Source organism: Sporosarcina contaminans, assembly GCF_042679045.1.
Taxonomy (GTDB): domain Bacteria; phylum Bacillota; class Bacilli; order Bacillales_A; family Planococcaceae; genus Sporosarcina; species Sporosarcina contaminans.
Genome location: NZ_JBHTLT010000118.1, coordinates 1 through 18,045 on the forward strand (window position 1 = coordinate 1; position 18,045 = coordinate 18,045).

Below are 18,045 nucleotides of genomic sequence, written 5' to 3' on the forward strand. Positions count from 1 at the left end.
TTTACTTGTTTCTCGACAATTCAAGTATAAAAGAAATGGTGATTACGTGCTTTTTTGGGGTTCTATAATATTTGTGTGAATACCCCAACAAATATTATAGAACCATAATAAAACAGCAGCATCTTTGAACGATAACGCTGCTGTTTTAATGCTTTACGTAATCAAGTTTGCTGCCATCAGTATATGGATTCACTTGAATATAAGTATCGCATTCGCTATAATGAACATAACTATAAGAGAGAAGTGCGTCAACACCTCTCTCTACAACTGCTACCGTTAAGGTGGTGGTTGTCAATTACACATCATTTCTTTCGAAAACCACCCTTTTGCTTCCTACGGCACAGGGTGGTTTTCTTGTCTCCTAAAAATTCTTTCTGGAATATATGCGCCGTCGCACCACGCACGATTCCTTTCAAAACTTCTTTCAGGAATTCAAGAAAAAGCTCCATCGGCATCACCTCCTTTCCGTAAAAGGAAAAGAAGAATGACGACCGACCACCCTATGCAGTTGCCCCTTCATTCTATCACAATAATCAAAACAGACATAGATTCCAAATGACTGTTGTGAGTATGTTAATCATCAATTAAACCCAGAATCTTTCCGACAGATTCCGGGTCAATAAGTTCTTATTATTTCATATGTGTAGTCGTTCAAATGGCTCAATTTGAATGAATGTATTTTACCATCAAGAAGCCTGCTCTATTGTTGTGTAAAAAGATAGTGGCGATGACGGGTAAAGCAAATACGATCGACTCGCTATCCTGTTTACAGTAAAAGCAACTTAATACACTTTGAAAAATTTGGCGAAGACGGTGGCGAGTCCTTTTCTTCTATCTTCTTCTGTTCTATCAATAGGCGTTTCTTGTTCGACATAAATCTCTTCTTTATCAATTGCGTAGTCATAAGCTACGACAAGTCCAATTTCAGAATTATGCTCAACATTCGTGACGATTGTATATTTGGCATTATATTCGGATGCAATCTTTGTATACTTTGACAGGACGGCATAGTTTATATTTCCGTTTAAATATAGACGGGCTGTACGGTGTTCTATGATTGCTTCCTCGACTTGTTTATAAATACCTCGTTCCCGCACTTGTTCTTGCGTAAGCGCGATTACAATGCGTTCACGAATGGTTCCGAGAAATTTTTTACGTTCCGATCGCTTTGTTTCCTTATGGCCATACAATCCTTGCTGTATATAATCATCAACGCTGTTTGACACCGATTCATGCCTCCTACCAAATCCGATAGATTTGCGAATTACTTAAGACCTATTATCCAACAAGGATGCACATCAAGCAAGCTTTCAAATTATCAACAAAAAAGTTATAACCAACACGATGCAAAAGATTAGAGCAACCGTTCTCAAATTACAATGGGATTGTAATGGACTTACAAAAAGCTGGTCCGTACTCTTTGCTCTCCTTCTATTACTCACCTTTATAAGCACCCTGTCCTAATCTTTTATTATGTCGACAACTTCACTTTTTGTTAGGCTTTTCATTCAAAATGGAACGCAATTCTTGAATCTCTTCTTCTGACAAGGAATCATCCTCTACAAACTGAACTAACATCGATTTTAACGTTCCGCCGTAAATTCGTTTAACAAAAGAACGTGCCTCGGCGCGTTGACATTCATCTTGCGAATAAAGCGGAAAAAAAGTATAGACCCTTTGATCTTTATTGACACCAATCACTTTTTTGTGAACGAGACGATCCAAAAGGGTGCGTACAGTTTTCGGCTTCCAATCGGTCCGCTCCTGCAAAGAGGTAATAACGTCATTGGCCGTTAGCGGAGCCTTGTCCCACAGAACATTCATTACTTCCCATTCTGATTCTGAAATATTCGGGATCTCCTTCGTCAACTTTATACCCCTCCTTCTGTCGGCTGACGTTCAAACCGCTTTATTGTAACCTTAATAAATTCCTTTATCTTTCAAAATGGATAACGTAATTTCCGCTGCCTTGCTTCCTAAACTATTATCTTCATTTTGTATAGTTGTTGCAAAGAAATACGTATTGTCCCTATCCTCCACATATCCAATGAACCAACCGTTACTATTTTTGCCATTCACATTACCCGTGCCTGTCTTACCGGAAAGGCGGTAGCCATCATCTTCCTCAACTATAAGGGAATTTTTAACGGTTTGGATATTGCTGTCCTCGAAACCAAATTGATTTGTATAAAACGCCACTAGCAATTGTACTTGCTCAACTGGAGAAATTTTCAATGAAGATTCCAGCCAAAAGTCCGAACCACCGGAAAGATCCTTATTTCCGTAATCCATCTGTTGTAAGTAAGCTTGGATCGTTTCACGCGGGATTCTTTCGCTTAATTCCTGGAAATACCAAGATACTGAATGACGCATTGCAGATGATAAGTTTTGATCCCTATTCCATGATTCATAAGGATAGTTCTTTCCATTCCACTTCATTGTTGAATGGTCACTTGTAATGACATCTGACTCCAATCCTATTAAGGCGCTATAGATCTTGTAAGTAGAATCTGGAGAAACTCGTAGCGTGCTTTTATCCTCATTATAAATTCGATATTGATCAGCTTCCATATCGTATAATACAAAGCTTCCATCAAACTCATCAAAATAAGCGCTTAAATCCTCATATACTGTGTTGTCATTGCTAAAATCGTAGCGGTCATCAGTAATGGCCATTGCAGAAATAAATGGAACCTGACTTGCTACAAATACACTTATAACCGTAAAGATTGATATACTCTTCAGCTTCATCCATTTCGACTCCGTTGTAAAAGAGGCAATTTTTTCAATCCGTTTTTTCATTTGCTTCTTCGGTCCGTTAAAATGATTAGCCAAAGCAAACTCTTTTGATTGGGATGATATGGCCGCAAAATTAATAATCGCATTTCCGTACTCTGCATGACATTGCTCATCTAATGAGTTCAAAACAGCTATATCACAAGCAATTTCACGATCTAATCTCATTTTTTGAAATGCAATCCATACGAGCGGATGAAACCAATACAAAATTTGCAAAATGACCATGAGATAATTCGTTGCGATATCTTTGTATTTATAGTGATGCAGTTCATGCATAAAAATATATTCAATATCTTGCATAGACATCTTTTCGTCAAGTTGTACCGGCAGCACAACATATGTCTTCAACAGACCGAATGTCATTGGAGAGTTGACAAGGGGCGACTCTCCTACAATTAAAGGTTTTGAAAGATGCAAATGGCGCTTGCATCGTTCGAATAATTGGAGAATGTCTTGATTGTTCAAGTCAGTTGTCGTCTTTTTGATTTTCCTTAATTTGAACGCCGCATACAGATATAAAACAGCCATCACAAACATACCTGCAATCCAAACACTTGCTACTCCGACATTTAAAAATTCCAGATTTAGATGATTGACAGGTATTATAAAGTCCTGCATCTCATTTACGCTAATCGAATGATTACCTGCCGCGGTGCTCATAGAGGCGTCACCGCTTTTATTGCTTTGATGAAAATGAAATTGATTTTCAATATGAAATAACTGCTTCGGTATAAATGGAAGCGTCAAGGCGATGAATAATAAAAACCATAAATTGTATTGCCATTTCGCTGAAAGCTGCTTAGAGAATAATTTCCTGCTAAGCAAAATAACGATGATCGTAATAGTCGATACAATAAAACTTGTAACTAAATGGGTGAAAAACATACTTCTTACCCTCCATTTTCCGAAGTATCACGATTGTTGCTTCACATTCCTCTGTTTCCCTTTCAAGAAAATACAACAACTTTCCCTGTGATTTATTTAATAGAAATGACTCTATTTATTAGTACTCGAAGTTTAACACTTCAATATCGTTTTATCAATTTATCAATTAACTGTGCTGAATTTTATAATATTTCCCTATCTACATGAGTAAGAAATTATTTTCGTTTAAATGATTGACATTCATTGATTACAATTGTAATATCAGACTACAGTTGTAGTCAATCACTGAAAGGAGGTAAATAGTAGGTTAGCTGCATCTGTGATTTTAAATTGATACTGCAACCAATAGATCAACAAGAGAAAGAGGGAATGAATGTGATCAAGACATCCAGAAAAAAATTCAGCATACAGCATTTCACATTACTTATGTTACTCGTAGCAGCGCTTACACTTACTGCTTGCGCAAATAAAGACAAGCCGACTAGTGATTCGTCCAAAGAGGAGAACGAAGTAGGACAAACCGTGAATACAGATGAAAAGTTTAGCCAACTCGAGAATGAGTTTGACGCTCGAATTGGAGTCTATGCAATTGACACTGGCTCGAATGAAACGATTGAATATAAACCAGAAGAGCGCTTCGCTTTTGCCTCTACTTACAAAGCTTTAGCCGCAGCGATTTTGCTGCAGCAAAACTCTTTGGAAGAGCTTCAGGAAGTGATTACTTACAACGAGGAGGATTTAGTGACCTATTCTCCTGTTACAGAGAAACATGTCGATTCTGGGATGCCTCTTTTGGAAATAAGTGAGGCTGCGGTGCGGTTCAGTGATAACACCGCAGGGAACCTTTTATTTGAAGCAGTAGGAGGTCCTGAAGGATTTGAACAAGCGTTAAGAGAAATCGGAGATAACGTGACGGAGGCAGATCGCTTAGAACCGGATTTAAATAACTTCACTCCGGAAGATACTCGTGACACGAGCACACCGAAAGCCCTTGCCAACAGTCTTCAAGCGTTCGCAGTAAGCGATTTGCTTACCGAAGAGAAACAAGGTCTGTTCACGGATTGGCTAAAAGGCAATGCAACGGGAGATTCACTCATTCGTGCAGGCGCACCTGAAGGCTGGGAAGTCGGTGACAAGAGCGGAGCTGGAGCATATGGAACAAGGAATGACATTGCCGTTGTTTGGCCGCCAGACAGGGAACCAATTGTCATTGCGATTTTGTCTCGACATGACACGGAAGATGCAGAATATGACGATGCGCTCATCTCAAAGGCTGCTGAAATTGCACTGAACGCTCTACAGGAAGTTGAAGACTAATTCATTTCGTCTTAAAAAAGGTAAAGTGTTTTCATCGACACTTTGCCTTTTTCTTTTGTTAGCAATTAATTAGGGAACCTAAATAGCTGCAAACCGTACATTAACTATACGAAGAAGTAAAAAACGTAATATTTTAGGAGTGATTCCATTGACACTTTTAAATACAAACTCCCAATACATACGAGCCATACGACTAAAGCAAGAACAGCTGCCGCATGGCGTATTTCCGTTTACTCTTCCCTTCATTCAAAATGGGGGCGTGTCCCTTCACGAACAATCGCATGGCGAATCTTTTTTCGCTGTATTCCGCGAACGGTTCAGAGGAAATGGGTTATACATTTTGGATGAACCTGAAGCCGCACTGTCTCCGCTCCGGCAAATCTCATTGCTATCTCGGATTAACGAACTCGTCACAGAAGGATCTCAGTTCATCATTTCAACCCATTCACCGATCATCATGGCCCACCCGCTCTCAAAAATCATTCAAATTACCGAAGACGGGATGCAGGAAACAACGTTGGAAGAGACAGAGCATTATGCCATTATGAAACAGTTTTTCGATGATCGTGACCGACTGTTGCATCATTTATTCCAGAGCGACGAACATTGAAGAAATACCGTGAAAGGGGGGTAAACCGCCTTGCTAATTGAGGTATCGGATTTTAAGGTGGAAAAGGGCTTATCTATCACCCTTCTCCAACTTAATAGTATTAAAGCCAACACAAAAGTTGACTGTAATGCACAATTGTTCGTCTGCAGCTCAATTGCTACTCGCTTTAAACGAATGGGCAAATCCATAGTTGGTTGCTTTCTTGATTATGTTTTGTAAAACAACGTTCAGGTGGCTCGATTGCTTAACACTCTACACATATATCGGTGTCATTTTCTTGTAGTGCTTCATTTAAAGTTAGATCTGGAAAACATAGTGGACCTGTCATGTTGTGCATCCTTTAGACAGAAGGTAGGAAATAGCCCTGCTCGTTACTGTATAGGAACTAATTTTTCACACAAATGATTATGAATCATTTGTGAAGTATATCTTTCGATAATTGGTTGTTCTCTTATTGAAAGATTGTTTCTTTCGATCTCTGAAAAAATATTGCCCCAAAATTCACTCACTGCCTCTTTTGTATGGTCAAGTAAGAAAACAGCATACTTCCCACCAGAAAACTCACCAACATGAGCTGGTTTTTCCACATTACAATCATTATTTATAACAACGCATACATCATAACGACATTCTTCTTTAGGAGTAATCTCTGGGTTATCTTGCGGGATACCTAAAATTGTAGAATGATCAAATACACCATTCGATTTTAACCACTTCTTAAAACTCTCCATTAATTCCTTATTTTCCTTTTCACCATACTCCCCAACATTTCGGAAATAAGCAACCCTTGATTTAGGTAATTCTTCAATAGTTAATTTCATATTTTAATCCTCCTTTCTTAGATAAGGTAATTCGATATAAAATGTTTTTCAAGTTCTTTTTTCGAAAAAATTGAATTTAGTTTCGGTTTAAATAATCCAATATTCCATTACATATTCCGAAGACGCCAATTTATTGAACATATTGTGATTCATAAACAATTGCTCGTACAGTTGTTACTCCACTTTTCAGAATACAATTGAAACCTTTTATACGATAAAACGTAATACAATTAATGATACTTTATACGAGGATAGAGCTGTGAAGGATTTGTACATAAAATTTCACTTCTATGGAGAGATGAATTATGTATAACGTATTGTCCAATAAAAAATTTATAAATACGAAAACTCTGTTTCATGCTTTCATTGCTGCAACAGGATTAGTTAGTGTACCTTTACATATACTCTTCTCTCCCGACCCGATTGTATCGATTACGAAGTTCACGATTCATTCCAACATAATTGTGGCTTTACTATTTACAGTAAGTACCTTTATTCTTTTGCTAAAGAAAAAAGAAAGCCGTCTGTTGAATTTATTGAAACATGCTTCACTTCTATATATGATGGTCGTTTTGTTATCTTATCACTTCCTCCTATCAAGCGGCGGGGAATATAGCGGAATTAGAGTCATTACAAACTTCACACTACACTACTTAATTCCAATACTCGTCCTATTAAATTGGATTATTTTTGAAGAGAAAAAGTGGCAAAGTTATACTTCTATCTTGTATCCGTTAATTTTCCCGGTACTTTATTGCCTTACTTCTTTAATTAGAGGACTGTATGATGGCTTTTACCCATATTTTTTTCTGAATCCGAATGAGCATATTCCTGTCGGAGTTGGAAGTTATGGAAATGTCGTTCTATTTATTGTAGGTTTTACATTTGTATTTATTATGCTTAGCTTTCTAATTACGTCGATAGATCGAGGTATTTTCAAATATAAAAATAGGATTTCTTACAAAGTGAAAATATAAAGGGTTAAGCGGAGCAAGCAGAATTATACAATCAAAGACTTTCATTTCCTTATCGGGAACACTGTAAACAGTGAAAGGGGTGTTTCGATTGTTCGAAACGATCGTAGGATGTGGCGTTGCGATTTTTATTTTCCAACCTTTAAGTGTTCTGATCCATGAAAGCGGGCATGCCTTCTTTATTAAGCTGTTTGGTGGAAAGGTACATAAATTGGAAATTGGTATAGGGGATCCTCTATTTTCTATCGGTCTTGTACAAGTGAACAAACAATTTTTCATTATGGGCCTGTGTAGAGGGGATAGTAATGTAAATCAAAACGAAAAAATCAAATTATCATTGATCGCTTTAGGCGGTGTCATTTTCAATTTGATTTCGATATTCCTCTTAATTTTAATTAAAGTTAATACGAAACATCACCATTTCCTCGATGGCTATTTTTTCGGCTTTACAAGTATATTAATACTTTCCGCGCTTGTTCCTGTAACGTATTTTACTGGATACAAAAGTGATGGCCGGGTTTTAATGGATATATGGAAAAAGCCAAAAAGCGAGATAGGATAGGGGAAATTGGCAACCGATAGGAAGGAGTATGAGGCAGATGTTTAAAACAATTATTTTGCTCATCTTTATAGGGCTACTATATGTATTACTAAAACAAGATAGGAAAAGTGTCAAATATGCCTTTCTTATCTATTTTTTATTGCTTTCAATCGTTTTTCTGAGCGGTCTTCATCATATTATATCAACGTATCAGTTGTATGATCATCCAGCAGTTGGCGGGTTTGAAAAGCTGTTTTCCTATGTAAATCTATTCCGGTATTTGTATTTAATCCCGCTCTTCATATTAATTGCATACAAATTAATTACATTTACGCTCAAATCATTCAATAGTCTTCGAGCTAAAATTGCTATGTCACTGTTATGGATCGTTGTGCTATTAGGCGCTATGTATGTAGCATCCTTCCTATTTATTTTACTTTTTTATGGATTTGCGCCTTAAATATTTGTTCGACAACTGTTCTGATTAAACAGAAATAAGGAGGCGGATTCTTAGTTGATTGGAGTGGAAGCCGGCGACTCCTTGGGGATTAGCGTGACAGGTGAGACCCCGCAGGAGAGCAAAGCGAACCGAGGAGGCTCACCGCACGCCCCCAGGAAAGCGTCCGGCTGGAACGCAAATCAACGGGTGTTAATGCTATTCCAGATTCCCCGCATTTCCGAATCCTTCACAACTCTTGATAATCTTTCATGAACCTGCCGCTTTCTTTCACTTCAGCGTGATATAACGCCTTCAATGCAAAGCTCTTTTCCAATTCATGCTCTTTCATAATTTGCTTGAGCCGTTTCGTCAGTTCTGCGTTGTTTTTCACTAGCTGTTCCATTTTCGCTTTTGAATATTGCATGTCTCCCCCTCCTTTCATAATGAATTTTCAGGACTTCCTTTCCTTCTTGAAATCGATCCTACCTAATTTCCTCACCCAGTCCTCTGCCAAAAGGAAACGCATGAGTCGACTGTGTATTTACCCAGCATCTTCATTTCAGTCACTATAGTTCATTCGCTAACTTATGATTGACCGATTACCTTCTCGATTTCAATTCAGGGCACTCGTCTTTATTCATCCGGATGTCTCTTTCCTTACGCACGAATCACTCCGATAAAATGCTTTAAAATCCTTGCTGTCATCCCCCATATCGTATAGTTTTCATATTCAAAAAACCACTCTTCGATCGAACGGGCTCGCCACTTATAGTTGGTGCCATTTTGGATTTTATCATATGGGAAGTCCGGTGTTGGAGAGAGGCTCATATGAACTTTATGCATATAGGGTTCGTGTCCTAACAGCCACTTTAAGGGCACAGTGAATACTTCTGCGACTTCGTCTTGATTATAGGAACGAACGATTTCCTTATAATTCACAATGCCGACGAATGGATAAACGACAAATGATGGGGATGCGATGTACGGACTTAACGAACCCAACACTTCCACCCGATCAGGGCTTACGCCAAGCTCCTCATGCGTCTCTCGCAAGGCTGCGAAAAGAGGTGATTTGTCTTCGGGATCAATTCGGCCGCCCGGAAAACAAACATCCCCAGGCTGCGTTCTCATCGTTGAAGCACGGATTTCAAACAGCACATGCCATTCCTCATCCACCTCGACTAACGGAATTAGAACAGCTGAACGAAAAGCATTTGCTTCACCGATGAATAACTCTCCATTCTTCAACAACTGTTCTTTCCACTTTTCCTTATCCATGAAATCACCACGCTTCCTACTGACATTTACTCCTTCCTATTATACCAATGTCGGAAAGAGAGTAAAAAGGGTGATCAATACAGCTTCATTCGTAGTTGGCGAATAATGCATGCACCTAACACTTTTATTTTCAGTATTTGCTTTGAGCGATTGCCGGGAGTACGACATCACAAATTTTATCGATCGCTTCTTCCGTCGTGTTCGCATGAATGTCGATGTGTCGCTCGGGATTTCTGAATGCAGAATGCTTATATCTTGGGTCATAATAATGAAGGAGGAGCAATTCTGCAACAGCATCGAATTCTTGCTTTTCCATATGTTCCTCAATTGCAAGGGACATTGCCGGTGTTAATCTTTTTTTGATCAACTGAAATGCCTCGAGGAACAGGTCTGGATATTTGTGAGGCTCGTAGTCGCGAACAAGATTCGCTACACGCTCCTCAATCGGCAAATGCAATATAATCTGCTTTCCAGCTTCCTTTTTATCAAACAGTAAAGAAGGGATTAGCACTTTGCCAATCCGTTTGCTCTCTCCTTCAATAAAGATAAATGGTTCATTTTTCAGCTTTTCCATTTCTTCAACAAGTTGCGATTCAAATTGCTTTTGGCTGTTCGGCTTCAATCCAATCTGCCCGAAGATGGATCCGCGGTGACCTGCCAATTGTTCCAAATCGATTACGGGATGTCCCATTTCTTTCAGCTTTCGCAAAATGGTTGTCTTGCCGGAGCCTGTATAGCCATTTAAAACAATATATTGAGGACCAAATTCCTGCTCTTCAAGCTGTTTTACAACCCATTGGCGATAGAAACGGATGCCGCCTGTCAGCCGGGTCGTTTCGATGCCCATTAGTCCAAGTACCGTTGCTGCTGTCTTGCTTCGCATGCCACCGCGCCAGCAATACACAGTGAATGGCCTTTCGATGGCCTTGAATTCGTTAATGAACGATGGCAGCTTACGCGAAAACAATTCCAAGCCACGCTCTTTCGCGGCTTCCGGGCTCACTTGTTTGTATAGCGTACCAATTTCAGCGCGTTCTTCATTATTGAAAACGGGTATATTCAAACTGTTAGGTATCGCCGATTCCTCAAATTCTTTTGGGGAACGGACGTCAACCGCAATATGCTGCCCGCTGCGAATCCGCTCCAACAATTCCTCCAATGCTATTTCTTGTACCATCCGATCACCTTCCGAACTTGCAGTTTATATGACGTGGATCCTCTTTTCATCCGCTTGTGTGACACTTCCGATCTGGCGCGCATCAATGCCTCGATCCTGCATTTTGTTAAGGAGCGATTCCGCTTCAGCCTCGCTCACCGCAATTAACAAACCTCCCGAAGTGACTGCATCACAGAGGATCAACCGGCTGATCTCATCCATTCCTTCCATGAAGGCAACATCATCTTCAACATGCTTATAGTTATTTTTCGTGCCGCCCGGAATTCTTCCGGCATCCGCCAATTCACGTGTTCTTTGAAGGATAGGTACTCGTTCCGCCTCGATTCGAATACTTACATCGCTCGCTTTCGCCATTTCTGTCGCATGGCCTAATAACCCAAATCCCGTCACGTCTGTTACGGCATGGACATCGAAGTCTGCCATTACTTCAGCTGCGTTTTTATTGAGCGTTGCCATGATTGCGGTCACTTCCTGAATCTCCTCTTTCGACAGTTCTCCATGCTTCAAAGAAGTTGTGTAGATGCCGACACCGATCGGCTTCGTCAATAAAAGTACGTCTCCCGGCCTTGCACCGGCATTCGTCCGTACCTTTTCAGGATGTACAGTTCCCGTGACGGATAGTCCAAATTTCGGTTCTGGATCATCAATCGAATGACCGCCAATTAATGCAACACCTGCTTCTTTCAACTTAACGGCTGCCCCGCGCAAAATTTCAGACAATATCTCTTTGTCTAATTTATGAATGGGAAATGCCACAATATTAAGGGCAGTCAACGGTTTGCCCCCCATCGCATATACATCGCTAATTGCGTTCGCTGCAGCTATTTGTCCAAAATCATAAGGTTCATCGACAATCGGCGTAAAAAAATCGAGCGTCTGTACAATGGCAAGTTCGTCCGTCAAACGGTAGACTCCTGCATCATCACTCGTCTCAGGACCGACAAGCAAATTGTCGTCATGTACGGCCGCAGGAAGTTTTTTCAGCACTTGACTGAGATCGGCCGGCCCAATTTTACATCCGCATCCCCCTTTCGTTGTCAATGAAGTAAGCTTTACAGTTTGAGAGCTTTCCATTTCATTTCCTTCTTTCCGTTGAATTTCTTTATATTTTATCATAGTGAATCTTGCCCAGCGTTGAATTTGAATTGGCCCCACTTGCAGCACATGCTTAACAAATACATTAAATGCCCCCAAAAAGACATCTATTATGTAAGATCTTCATCTGAATGTAATATTTAGAAATATTTTTCCATAGATCGTTTCGACCAATCCATAACCATGTCAAAAAAGGCTTACGCCTTATATGCGTTCTATGTTTTAAATTGATATTCGTATGGAATAATTTGGATTTATGCGTACAAAATTATTAAATCCTATCCTTTTTTTAGTCTTCTATAGTATTACAAAGGTTAATATTTCCATGAATACTTGTTAGTTGGATGTAACACTGCTGTTATTTTCTTTTGTTATTGTAAGTAGCATGCAGATGGAGCACTGCCCACTATTCAAATGGAGATTTCAATACGGATAGTGAAAACCGGCTCCAATTTTCAGCTTGCGAAGGAGGCGGATGTACATAACGACAAAAAAATAGTATGTATGTAATTCATTTAGAAATCGGGTTAAAAAAACGTTAAAAAAGGAGTTTGATTATTCTTGGTTAAAGAAACGCATTCAAAAGGAAAAAACACGAAGAAGATTTTACCGTTTGTTATGTCTACCTCAATGATTACTGCTGCCATTTTCGGTGCAAGCGGTTCGGCTTTAGCTGCAAATAATAATGAAGACACAACATTCGCTAATCACGGTGCAGAAGTTTCCTCTTACGCAACAAGCATTAAAGGCTCACCTGAAAAAGGAAAATTAATGCGGACGATTGCAAATAAAAATGCGCTATCTTCAGTACCAAATGAAGAAGAATCAGAAAACCCTGCTCATGACGAAGATGCAACGACTGATGCTCCTGCTGATGTAGTAGAAAACGAAGATGCAACGACTGATGAACCCGCTGATGTAGAAGAAAACGAAGATAACCCTGTCGAGGAAGATGCAACGACAGATGTACCTGTCGGTGAAGAAGGTGAAGCGGACGAAGACGAAATTACTGACGAGCCCGCTGATGTAGTGGAAAGCGAAGACACCCCTGTTGAGGAAGATGCAACGACAGATGTACCTGTCGGTGAAGAAGGTGAAGCGAACGAAGACGAAACTACTGACGAGCCCGCTGATGTAGTGGAAAATGATGACACACCTGTCGAGGAAGATGCAACGACAGATGTAACTGCCGACGAAGAAGGTGAAGCGGACGAAGACGAAATTACTGATGAGCCCGCTGATGTAGTGGAAAGCGAAGACACCCCTGTTGAAGAAGATGCAACGACAGATGAACCTACCGACGTGGAAGGTGAGGCGGACCAAGACGAAACTACTGACGAGCCCGCTGATGTAGTGGAAAATGATGACATACCTGTCGAGGAAGATGCAACGACAGATGTACCTGCCGACGAGGTAGTTGACGCGGACGAAGAACAAGCGACAGATTTACCAACTGGTGAAGAAGAAACGGTCAATGATGATGCACCCGTTGATGAGCAAACTGAAGATGACGAGGCAGCAAATGAATCTGATGAAACAGAAAAGCCAGCCGACGAGAATATCAATGAAGATACAACGTCAACTGACCAATCAACCAATTCTATTCTATCAGATGAACAAGTTAATGAATATAAATCAATCTTACAAAATTATGTTAGTTTAATCGATTATTATAATCTGTTAATCCAAGATCACCTCGGCATTGCTTTACCGGTGGAAGATCAAGAAAATGTACCAGCAGACAATGAGAATACAACAGAAAATCCTATTAATGAAGAGGAAGAGTCAGATACTACTGCTGACAATGAAGAGGTCGCTGATACTCCCGCTGAGGAAGAAGGAGCAGACACTACTGACGACAATGTAGTTGAGGTTGATTCCCCTGCTGAAGAAGTAGCAACAGACGATATTGACAGCAATGAAGCAGAGGCGGATTCCCCTGCCGGTGAGGATGAGGAAGCGGACGTACCTGCTAACGAAGAAGAGGTTGCCGAAATCCCAGTTGATGAAGAGAATGCAACAGAGGCAGATGATGAAAAGGCTACTGACAATCATCCGACAGAAGCTGCACAAACGACCGTTTGGGACAAGTTGGTCGGCTATTATCAAAAAGTGGCAACAGCATACAGTTCTTTATTTAGTTCACTAAAAAAATAACAACAATACAATTGAATATGAATATATAACAGGGATCAATGTACAGATGCCTGCCTAAACCGTATATTTTGCGGTTCATCATTCTGATTTACGTTTGATAATCAAGTGAGCCCTTGAAACCTTACGATACGTTTTCAAGGGCTCACTACATTTGGCTGACAAACTAACATTCATTTTGCCCTATCCCGAAACTGGATATCTTAAAAAGCTAAAGGAATAGGCCATCTTTCTTGCAAAATCGAGCGGCGGTTCAATGGACTGGATATGGATATACATAATCGTCGGGGTCGTATATAGCCAATGGTTATGCAATGCGCTAATGATTAAACCTTGTTGTGTCAAAGCTTGCATGAATGCGGGAACTTCTTCCTGTAAAACTGCGATTTCCGCCAAATTCAACGCCATTCCATTTTGATCGAGTGATTCAAACAAAACTCCAGCAGGCATGACAGACGTGCTCGGTTTTCCTTGTACCGTCGCTTTGAAAGTCCTATTCAAAGAGACCGTACATACACCTTTTTCCATTTTGCTATTTCCATGCAGTATTTCTCCAAATTGCTTACAGATCGTATCGACATGAGCCAAACTATTTGATTCCCCTTTTTCTTCATATTCCTTTATCCTACGAAATATCCTATGAATTCATTACGACTTGACGTAATTAGTTCGGGATTCCATTGCTCAATGATCGATGGACATTGTTAGATAGCTCTCATTTACTCCCTCCACGGCACGATATCCGCTACATCGTCAAAGTAGAAAGTCCGCTTCCCTTTTTTAAGTAAAATGAACAAGACGTGGACAAACAATACCGCCCACATAACGATAAGAAACGCAAGTATGCCTACAGTAATCCAAACTTGATACACATAAAAGCTTGAATCTATATCCAATTCAATATCCGTAAAGATTTTTAAAAACGACGTTACCGTCAAAGGCAAATAGAGAGCAATTGCCCTTTTAAGCAATGAGCATCTCGACGGTTCGCCTCCATCAAAATTACGAAGTTGAAATTGTAAAATATGCGTTCCAATTGTTTTGCCTTTCCATACGGCAGGAACTACAAAAAAGAGAATCCAAAAGAGGACCGTTGTATAGATGAATTCAACTAATCCGCTCGTTGTAACGAATCCACCGATAAGTTTCCAACTCATCTTAATCAATACGTAATCTATGAATACAGCCAATAACTGGGACAAAGGTGGAACGAGACGATAACCCCGCAGTTTTTCTCCTTTTTCGATCAAGCTTTTCCGTGATGGAAATAATGTTAGGATAACAGGGGCAACAAGGAATCCGAACAAAGCGCCCGTACTATTTAAAATGAGATCATCTACATCAAATATCCGATATGGACAATTATAAATTCCGTAAATACCCGTTATTTGTGTAATTTCGTAAAAAAGAGACAGCGCAAATCCAAAACTTAGAGCCCTTTTCCAATACCTTTTGTGATTGAAAAAATATCTAAGATACACACCGAAGGGCAGCAATAATATAAAATTGAACAATGCCTGCAAAAAAGCCCCTTGCTTCAATAAGCTTACATATGTCGCAGGCTGTGACCAAACAACCGAACTGCTCTTGATAATATCCCGGATAAAGCTGAATGGGATTAAAGAGTAATGCACCGTATCCGGCGACTGCATAGAACAAGTATCCCGAGTATTCGGAAGTGGCAATAAAACTAAAAACAAAGCCGCCAACATATAATAAATAAAGGAGTAAGCCACAATGGAAGCCCATAGACTGATTCGACCATATTTTCGATAACTGTAAATGAGCCAAGGAATAATTAGTAAAAAGCCTAATAAAATAAACATGATGAATGCAATTTTTATGGGAAACAAATAGATGCTCAAATTGCTACCACTCCCTAAAGACAATTCCTTTTCTTGTACAGCTTCTTTACACGTTTACTTCATCTCCCAAACCCGGTGATAATTCGTCATTGGGTTTAAACCTGCCATTGCTAAACCACTGGAGGAGCAACCAACGATGTTACATTGGGAGCGACTGAAAAGAAGTTCATTCAATCAAAATTGAGCGAATGAACTCCTTTTAATGACAGTCCTTATTCTATCCTTTAAAAGAGCAAAATACGCTTTCGCTTTTTCAATTAGAAAAGCGAGCAGGCTCTTATATTTAATCCAGGATACGTATTTTCATTGAGAGATTGCTCTGCCTCCTCAAGTGCCATTTGCAAAAAAACTTTATCCATTTCAGTAATCATAATGATCCACTCCTTTTATCATATAGCTTCTGAATATCTTTCCGTAATTCCTGCGTAATGGTTCACAACTAAATGTTCATATGGGTTTGCTTTATTCATGTAGGGGTGCGGAGCAATTACATCGTGTTGCGAGGATTCTACGTTGCGTTGCGGGCAATTGCAATTTACATTGTGATGCGAAGCAGTTTCGTGAGATTGCGAAGGCTATATTGTGTTGGGAACTATTTAATTTCAATGCATTACATTTCATACTGCGCCAAAAAAAACAGACCCCCAGTAAATTTTCTGGAAGCCTGATTTTTTGTTTCTTATAAAGTAATAGTTCCCATAGCAAATGCAATAAAGACAAGTACGATGCTGAGTCCCCACATCCATAAGAAAGCGTAACGGATATGTTTACCCATTTCCAATCCAGCAAGGCCAAGTGCAAGCCATAGTGCAGGTGAGAATGGGCTGACAAATGTTCCAACGATATTTCCAATAATCATTGCATATGCCGTAGAGATGGAAGGAATTCCAAACGTTGTTCCGATCTGCTCTGCGACTGGTAGAAGCGCGAAGTAATACGCGTCCGTGCTAAGCAATAGATCAAACGGCACTCCCAATACCCCAATAATTAAGTGAATATAAGGTGTAATGAAAGATGGAAGCACTGTGACAGTATCTTCTGCGATTGAATCTAACATGCCTGTCCCATTCAGTATGCCTAAAAATGATCCAGCCGCTAAAATAATTGTTGCCATCGTCAATGCATTTGGTGCATGCTTTTGAATCGTTTTGCTTTGGTCGTCCGCTTTTCTGTAGTTCAATGGAAGAGCAATACACACTCCGATCATGAACGCCAATCCTGCCGGAATGATGCCAGCAACTAACACACCAATTACTGCAATTGCTAAAATAACGTTTAGCCAATAGATTTTCGTTTTTGTCACTTTGACATTGCCGCCGCTATCCTGGCGATCAAACATAGCGACATCCTCTTCTTCATGGGCGATTGCGTTTTCAACGCTGCCATATCGGGCAATGATTCTCCGTTTTTCTCTCATCCCTAAAAGAATTGCCAAAACAATCATCAATACCATACCGATTACTTGAATTGGAATCAGCGGTCTCCACAATTCAGTGACATCCATATTTAACACGGAAGCAGCCCGTCCGAGTGGCCCTCCCCAAGGAATCATATTCATAATGCTCGCGCTGCCGCCAATTAACAGAAGGAGCAAATAAGGACTCATCTTCATTTGGCGATAGACAGGCAAGAGTGCAGGAATTGTAATTAAAAATGTGGATGCACCTGAACCATCAAGCTGTGCGATCGCCGCAATAACGACTGTGCCGATACTAATCGTAATAACGTTCCCTCGTGTAACCGCTATCATTTTGTCGATAATCGGATCAAATAGACCAGCGTCTTGCATAATACCGAAAAACAGGATAGCGAAGATGAACATAATCGCTACTTGAACGACGGAAACGATTCCATCGCCGAAAAAGTCACCGATTTCTTTTATTTGAAAACCTGCCACTAGCGCTCCTACAATCGGTATTAGCACGAGCGGTATCATCGGAGTCGTTTTCCCACGCAGCAATAGTAAAACGATAATGACTATCGTCGCAAAACCAATAAAACTTAACATGAATATGTACCTCCCTCTCAAGACAGCGCTTTCAATTAATGAACAGTATGAACGCTTCATAAACTTTTGTCTTTTACAAAAT

The 18,045-nt window shown here is 40.0% G+C and carries 17 protein-coding genes and 1 pseudogene; 6 read left to right on the top strand and 12 right to left on the bottom strand.

All coding sequences use genetic code 11. The features are described 5' to 3' along the window. Positions 1 to 302 precede the first annotated feature (302 nt). The 4 genes from ACFQ38_RS14150 to ACFQ38_RS14165 form a co-directional block, all read right to left on the bottom strand. On the bottom strand, positions 303 to 449 hold the full coding sequence (locus ACFQ38_RS14150) for a hypothetical protein (protein WP_381481699.1): 147 nt from the start codon (positions 447 to 449) through the stop codon (positions 303 to 305). Positions 450 to 782: 333 nt separating this feature from the next. Beyond that, the gene (locus ACFQ38_RS14155; protein WP_336822758.1) at positions 783 to 1,226 is read right to left on the bottom strand and encodes a YueI family protein; all 444 of its coding nucleotides are present in this window, start codon (positions 1,224 to 1,226) and stop codon (positions 783 to 785) included. A 259-nt stretch (positions 1,227 to 1,485) separates the two neighbouring features. Then, positions 1,486 to 1,869, bottom strand: coding sequence for a penicillinase repressor BlaI (gene blaI / locus ACFQ38_RS14160; RefSeq protein WP_381481701.1), 384 nt, complete (start codon positions 1,867 to 1,869; stop codon positions 1,486 to 1,488). Between the two features lie 51 nt (positions 1,870 to 1,920). Beyond that, complete coding sequence (locus tag ACFQ38_RS14165) at positions 1,921 to 3,684, bottom strand: BlaR1 family beta-lactam sensor/signal transducer (protein ID WP_381481703.1); 1,764 nt, start codon at positions 3,682 to 3,684, stop codon at positions 1,921 to 1,923. Positions 3,685 to 4,053: 369 nt separating this feature from the next. Between ACFQ38_RS14165 and bla the strand changes: the two genes are divergently transcribed. Together bla and ACFQ38_RS14175 are read left to right on the top strand one after the other, a co-directional pair. Beyond that, positions 4,054 to 5,001, top strand: coding sequence for a class A beta-lactamase (gene bla / locus ACFQ38_RS14170; protein WP_381481705.1), 948 nt, complete (start codon positions 4,054 to 4,056; stop codon positions 4,999 to 5,001). Between the two features lie 253 nt (positions 5,002 to 5,254). Continuing rightward, a pseudogene (locus ACFQ38_RS14175) lies at positions 5,255 to 5,611 on the top strand (AAA family ATPase); the annotation flags it as partial. 371 nt (positions 5,612 to 5,982) lie between these two features. On the opposite strand, the gene ACFQ38_RS14180 reads toward ACFQ38_RS14175, so the two are convergent. After that, positions 5,983 to 6,432 carry an AraC family transcriptional regulator gene (locus ACFQ38_RS14180; protein WP_381481707.1) on the bottom strand — a complete coding sequence of 150 codons (450 nt, stop codon included), beginning with the start codon at positions 6,430 to 6,432 and terminating at the stop codon, positions 5,983 to 5,985. A gap of 305 nt (positions 6,433 to 6,737) precedes the next feature. Between ACFQ38_RS14180 and ACFQ38_RS14185 the strand changes: the two genes are divergently transcribed. From ACFQ38_RS14185 to ACFQ38_RS14195, 3 genes are all read left to right on the top strand, one after another. After that, positions 6,738 to 7,409, top strand: coding sequence for a Pr6Pr family membrane protein (locus tag ACFQ38_RS14185; protein ID WP_381481709.1), 672 nt, complete (start codon positions 6,738 to 6,740; stop codon positions 7,407 to 7,409). 88 nt (positions 7,410 to 7,497) lie between these two features. Continuing rightward, positions 7,498 to 7,968, top strand: a complete 471-nt coding sequence (locus ACFQ38_RS14190) for a site-2 protease family protein (RefSeq protein WP_381481711.1) — start codon at positions 7,498 to 7,500, stop codon at positions 7,966 to 7,968. A gap of 37 nt (positions 7,969 to 8,005) precedes the next feature. After that, the gene (locus tag ACFQ38_RS14195) at positions 8,006 to 8,407 is read left to right on the top strand and encodes a hypothetical protein (RefSeq protein WP_381481713.1); all 402 of its coding nucleotides are present in this window, start codon (positions 8,006 to 8,008) and stop codon (positions 8,405 to 8,407) included. Between the two features lie 226 nt (positions 8,408 to 8,633). Here the strand turns inward: ACFQ38_RS14195 and ACFQ38_RS14200 are convergent, their stop codons facing one another. The 4 genes from ACFQ38_RS14200 to selD form a co-directional block, all read right to left on the bottom strand. Continuing rightward, positions 8,634 to 8,810: a hypothetical protein gene (locus tag ACFQ38_RS14200; RefSeq protein ID WP_381481715.1), complete on the bottom strand. Its 177-nt coding sequence runs from the start codon at positions 8,808 to 8,810 to the stop codon at positions 8,634 to 8,636. Positions 8,811 to 9,043: 233 nt separating this feature from the next. Then, entirely contained in the window at positions 9,044 to 9,664 is a 621-nt protein-coding gene (locus tag ACFQ38_RS14205; RefSeq protein WP_336822767.1) for an NUDIX hydrolase, read from the bottom strand. A 130-nt stretch (positions 9,665 to 9,794) separates the two neighbouring features. Continuing rightward, on the bottom strand, positions 9,795 to 10,841 hold the full coding sequence (gene mnmH / locus ACFQ38_RS14210; RefSeq protein ID WP_381481718.1) for a tRNA 2-selenouridine(34) synthase MnmH: 1,047 nt from the start codon (positions 10,839 to 10,841) through the stop codon (positions 9,795 to 9,797). Between the two features lie 24 nt (positions 10,842 to 10,865). Continuing rightward, the gene (gene selD, locus ACFQ38_RS14215; RefSeq protein WP_381481740.1) at positions 10,866 to 11,915 is read right to left on the bottom strand and encodes a selenide, water dikinase SelD; all 1,050 of its coding nucleotides are present in this window, start codon (positions 11,913 to 11,915) and stop codon (positions 10,866 to 10,868) included. A 582-nt stretch (positions 11,916 to 12,497) separates the two neighbouring features. Between selD and ACFQ38_RS14220 the strand changes: the two genes are divergently transcribed. Beyond that, a complete protein-coding gene (locus ACFQ38_RS14220) occupies positions 12,498 to 14,093 on the top strand; it encodes a midas domain-containing protein (protein WP_381481720.1) in 1,596 nt (531 codons plus the stop codon). Between the two features lie 180 nt (positions 14,094 to 14,273). Here ACFQ38_RS14220 and ACFQ38_RS14225 read toward each other — a convergent pair whose 3' ends face one another. The 3 genes from ACFQ38_RS14225 to ACFQ38_RS14235 all read right to left on the bottom strand — a co-directional run bounded on the left by ACFQ38_RS14225 (position 14,274) and on the right by ACFQ38_RS14235 (position 17,963). Next, complete coding sequence (locus ACFQ38_RS14225; protein ID WP_336822770.1) at positions 14,274 to 14,678, bottom strand: DUF1259 domain-containing protein; 405 nt, start codon at positions 14,676 to 14,678, stop codon at positions 14,274 to 14,276. Between the two features lie 131 nt (positions 14,679 to 14,809). Then, the gene (locus tag ACFQ38_RS14230; RefSeq protein WP_381481722.1) at positions 14,810 to 15,955 is read right to left on the bottom strand and encodes a VanZ family protein; all 1,146 of its coding nucleotides are present in this window, start codon (positions 15,953 to 15,955) and stop codon (positions 14,810 to 14,812) included. Between the two features lie 679 nt (positions 15,956 to 16,634). Beyond that, a complete protein-coding gene (locus ACFQ38_RS14235; RefSeq protein ID WP_381481724.1) occupies positions 16,635 to 17,963 on the bottom strand; it encodes a CitMHS family transporter in 1,329 nt (442 codons plus the stop codon). Between the last annotated feature and the right edge of the window lie 82 nt (positions 17,964 to 18,045).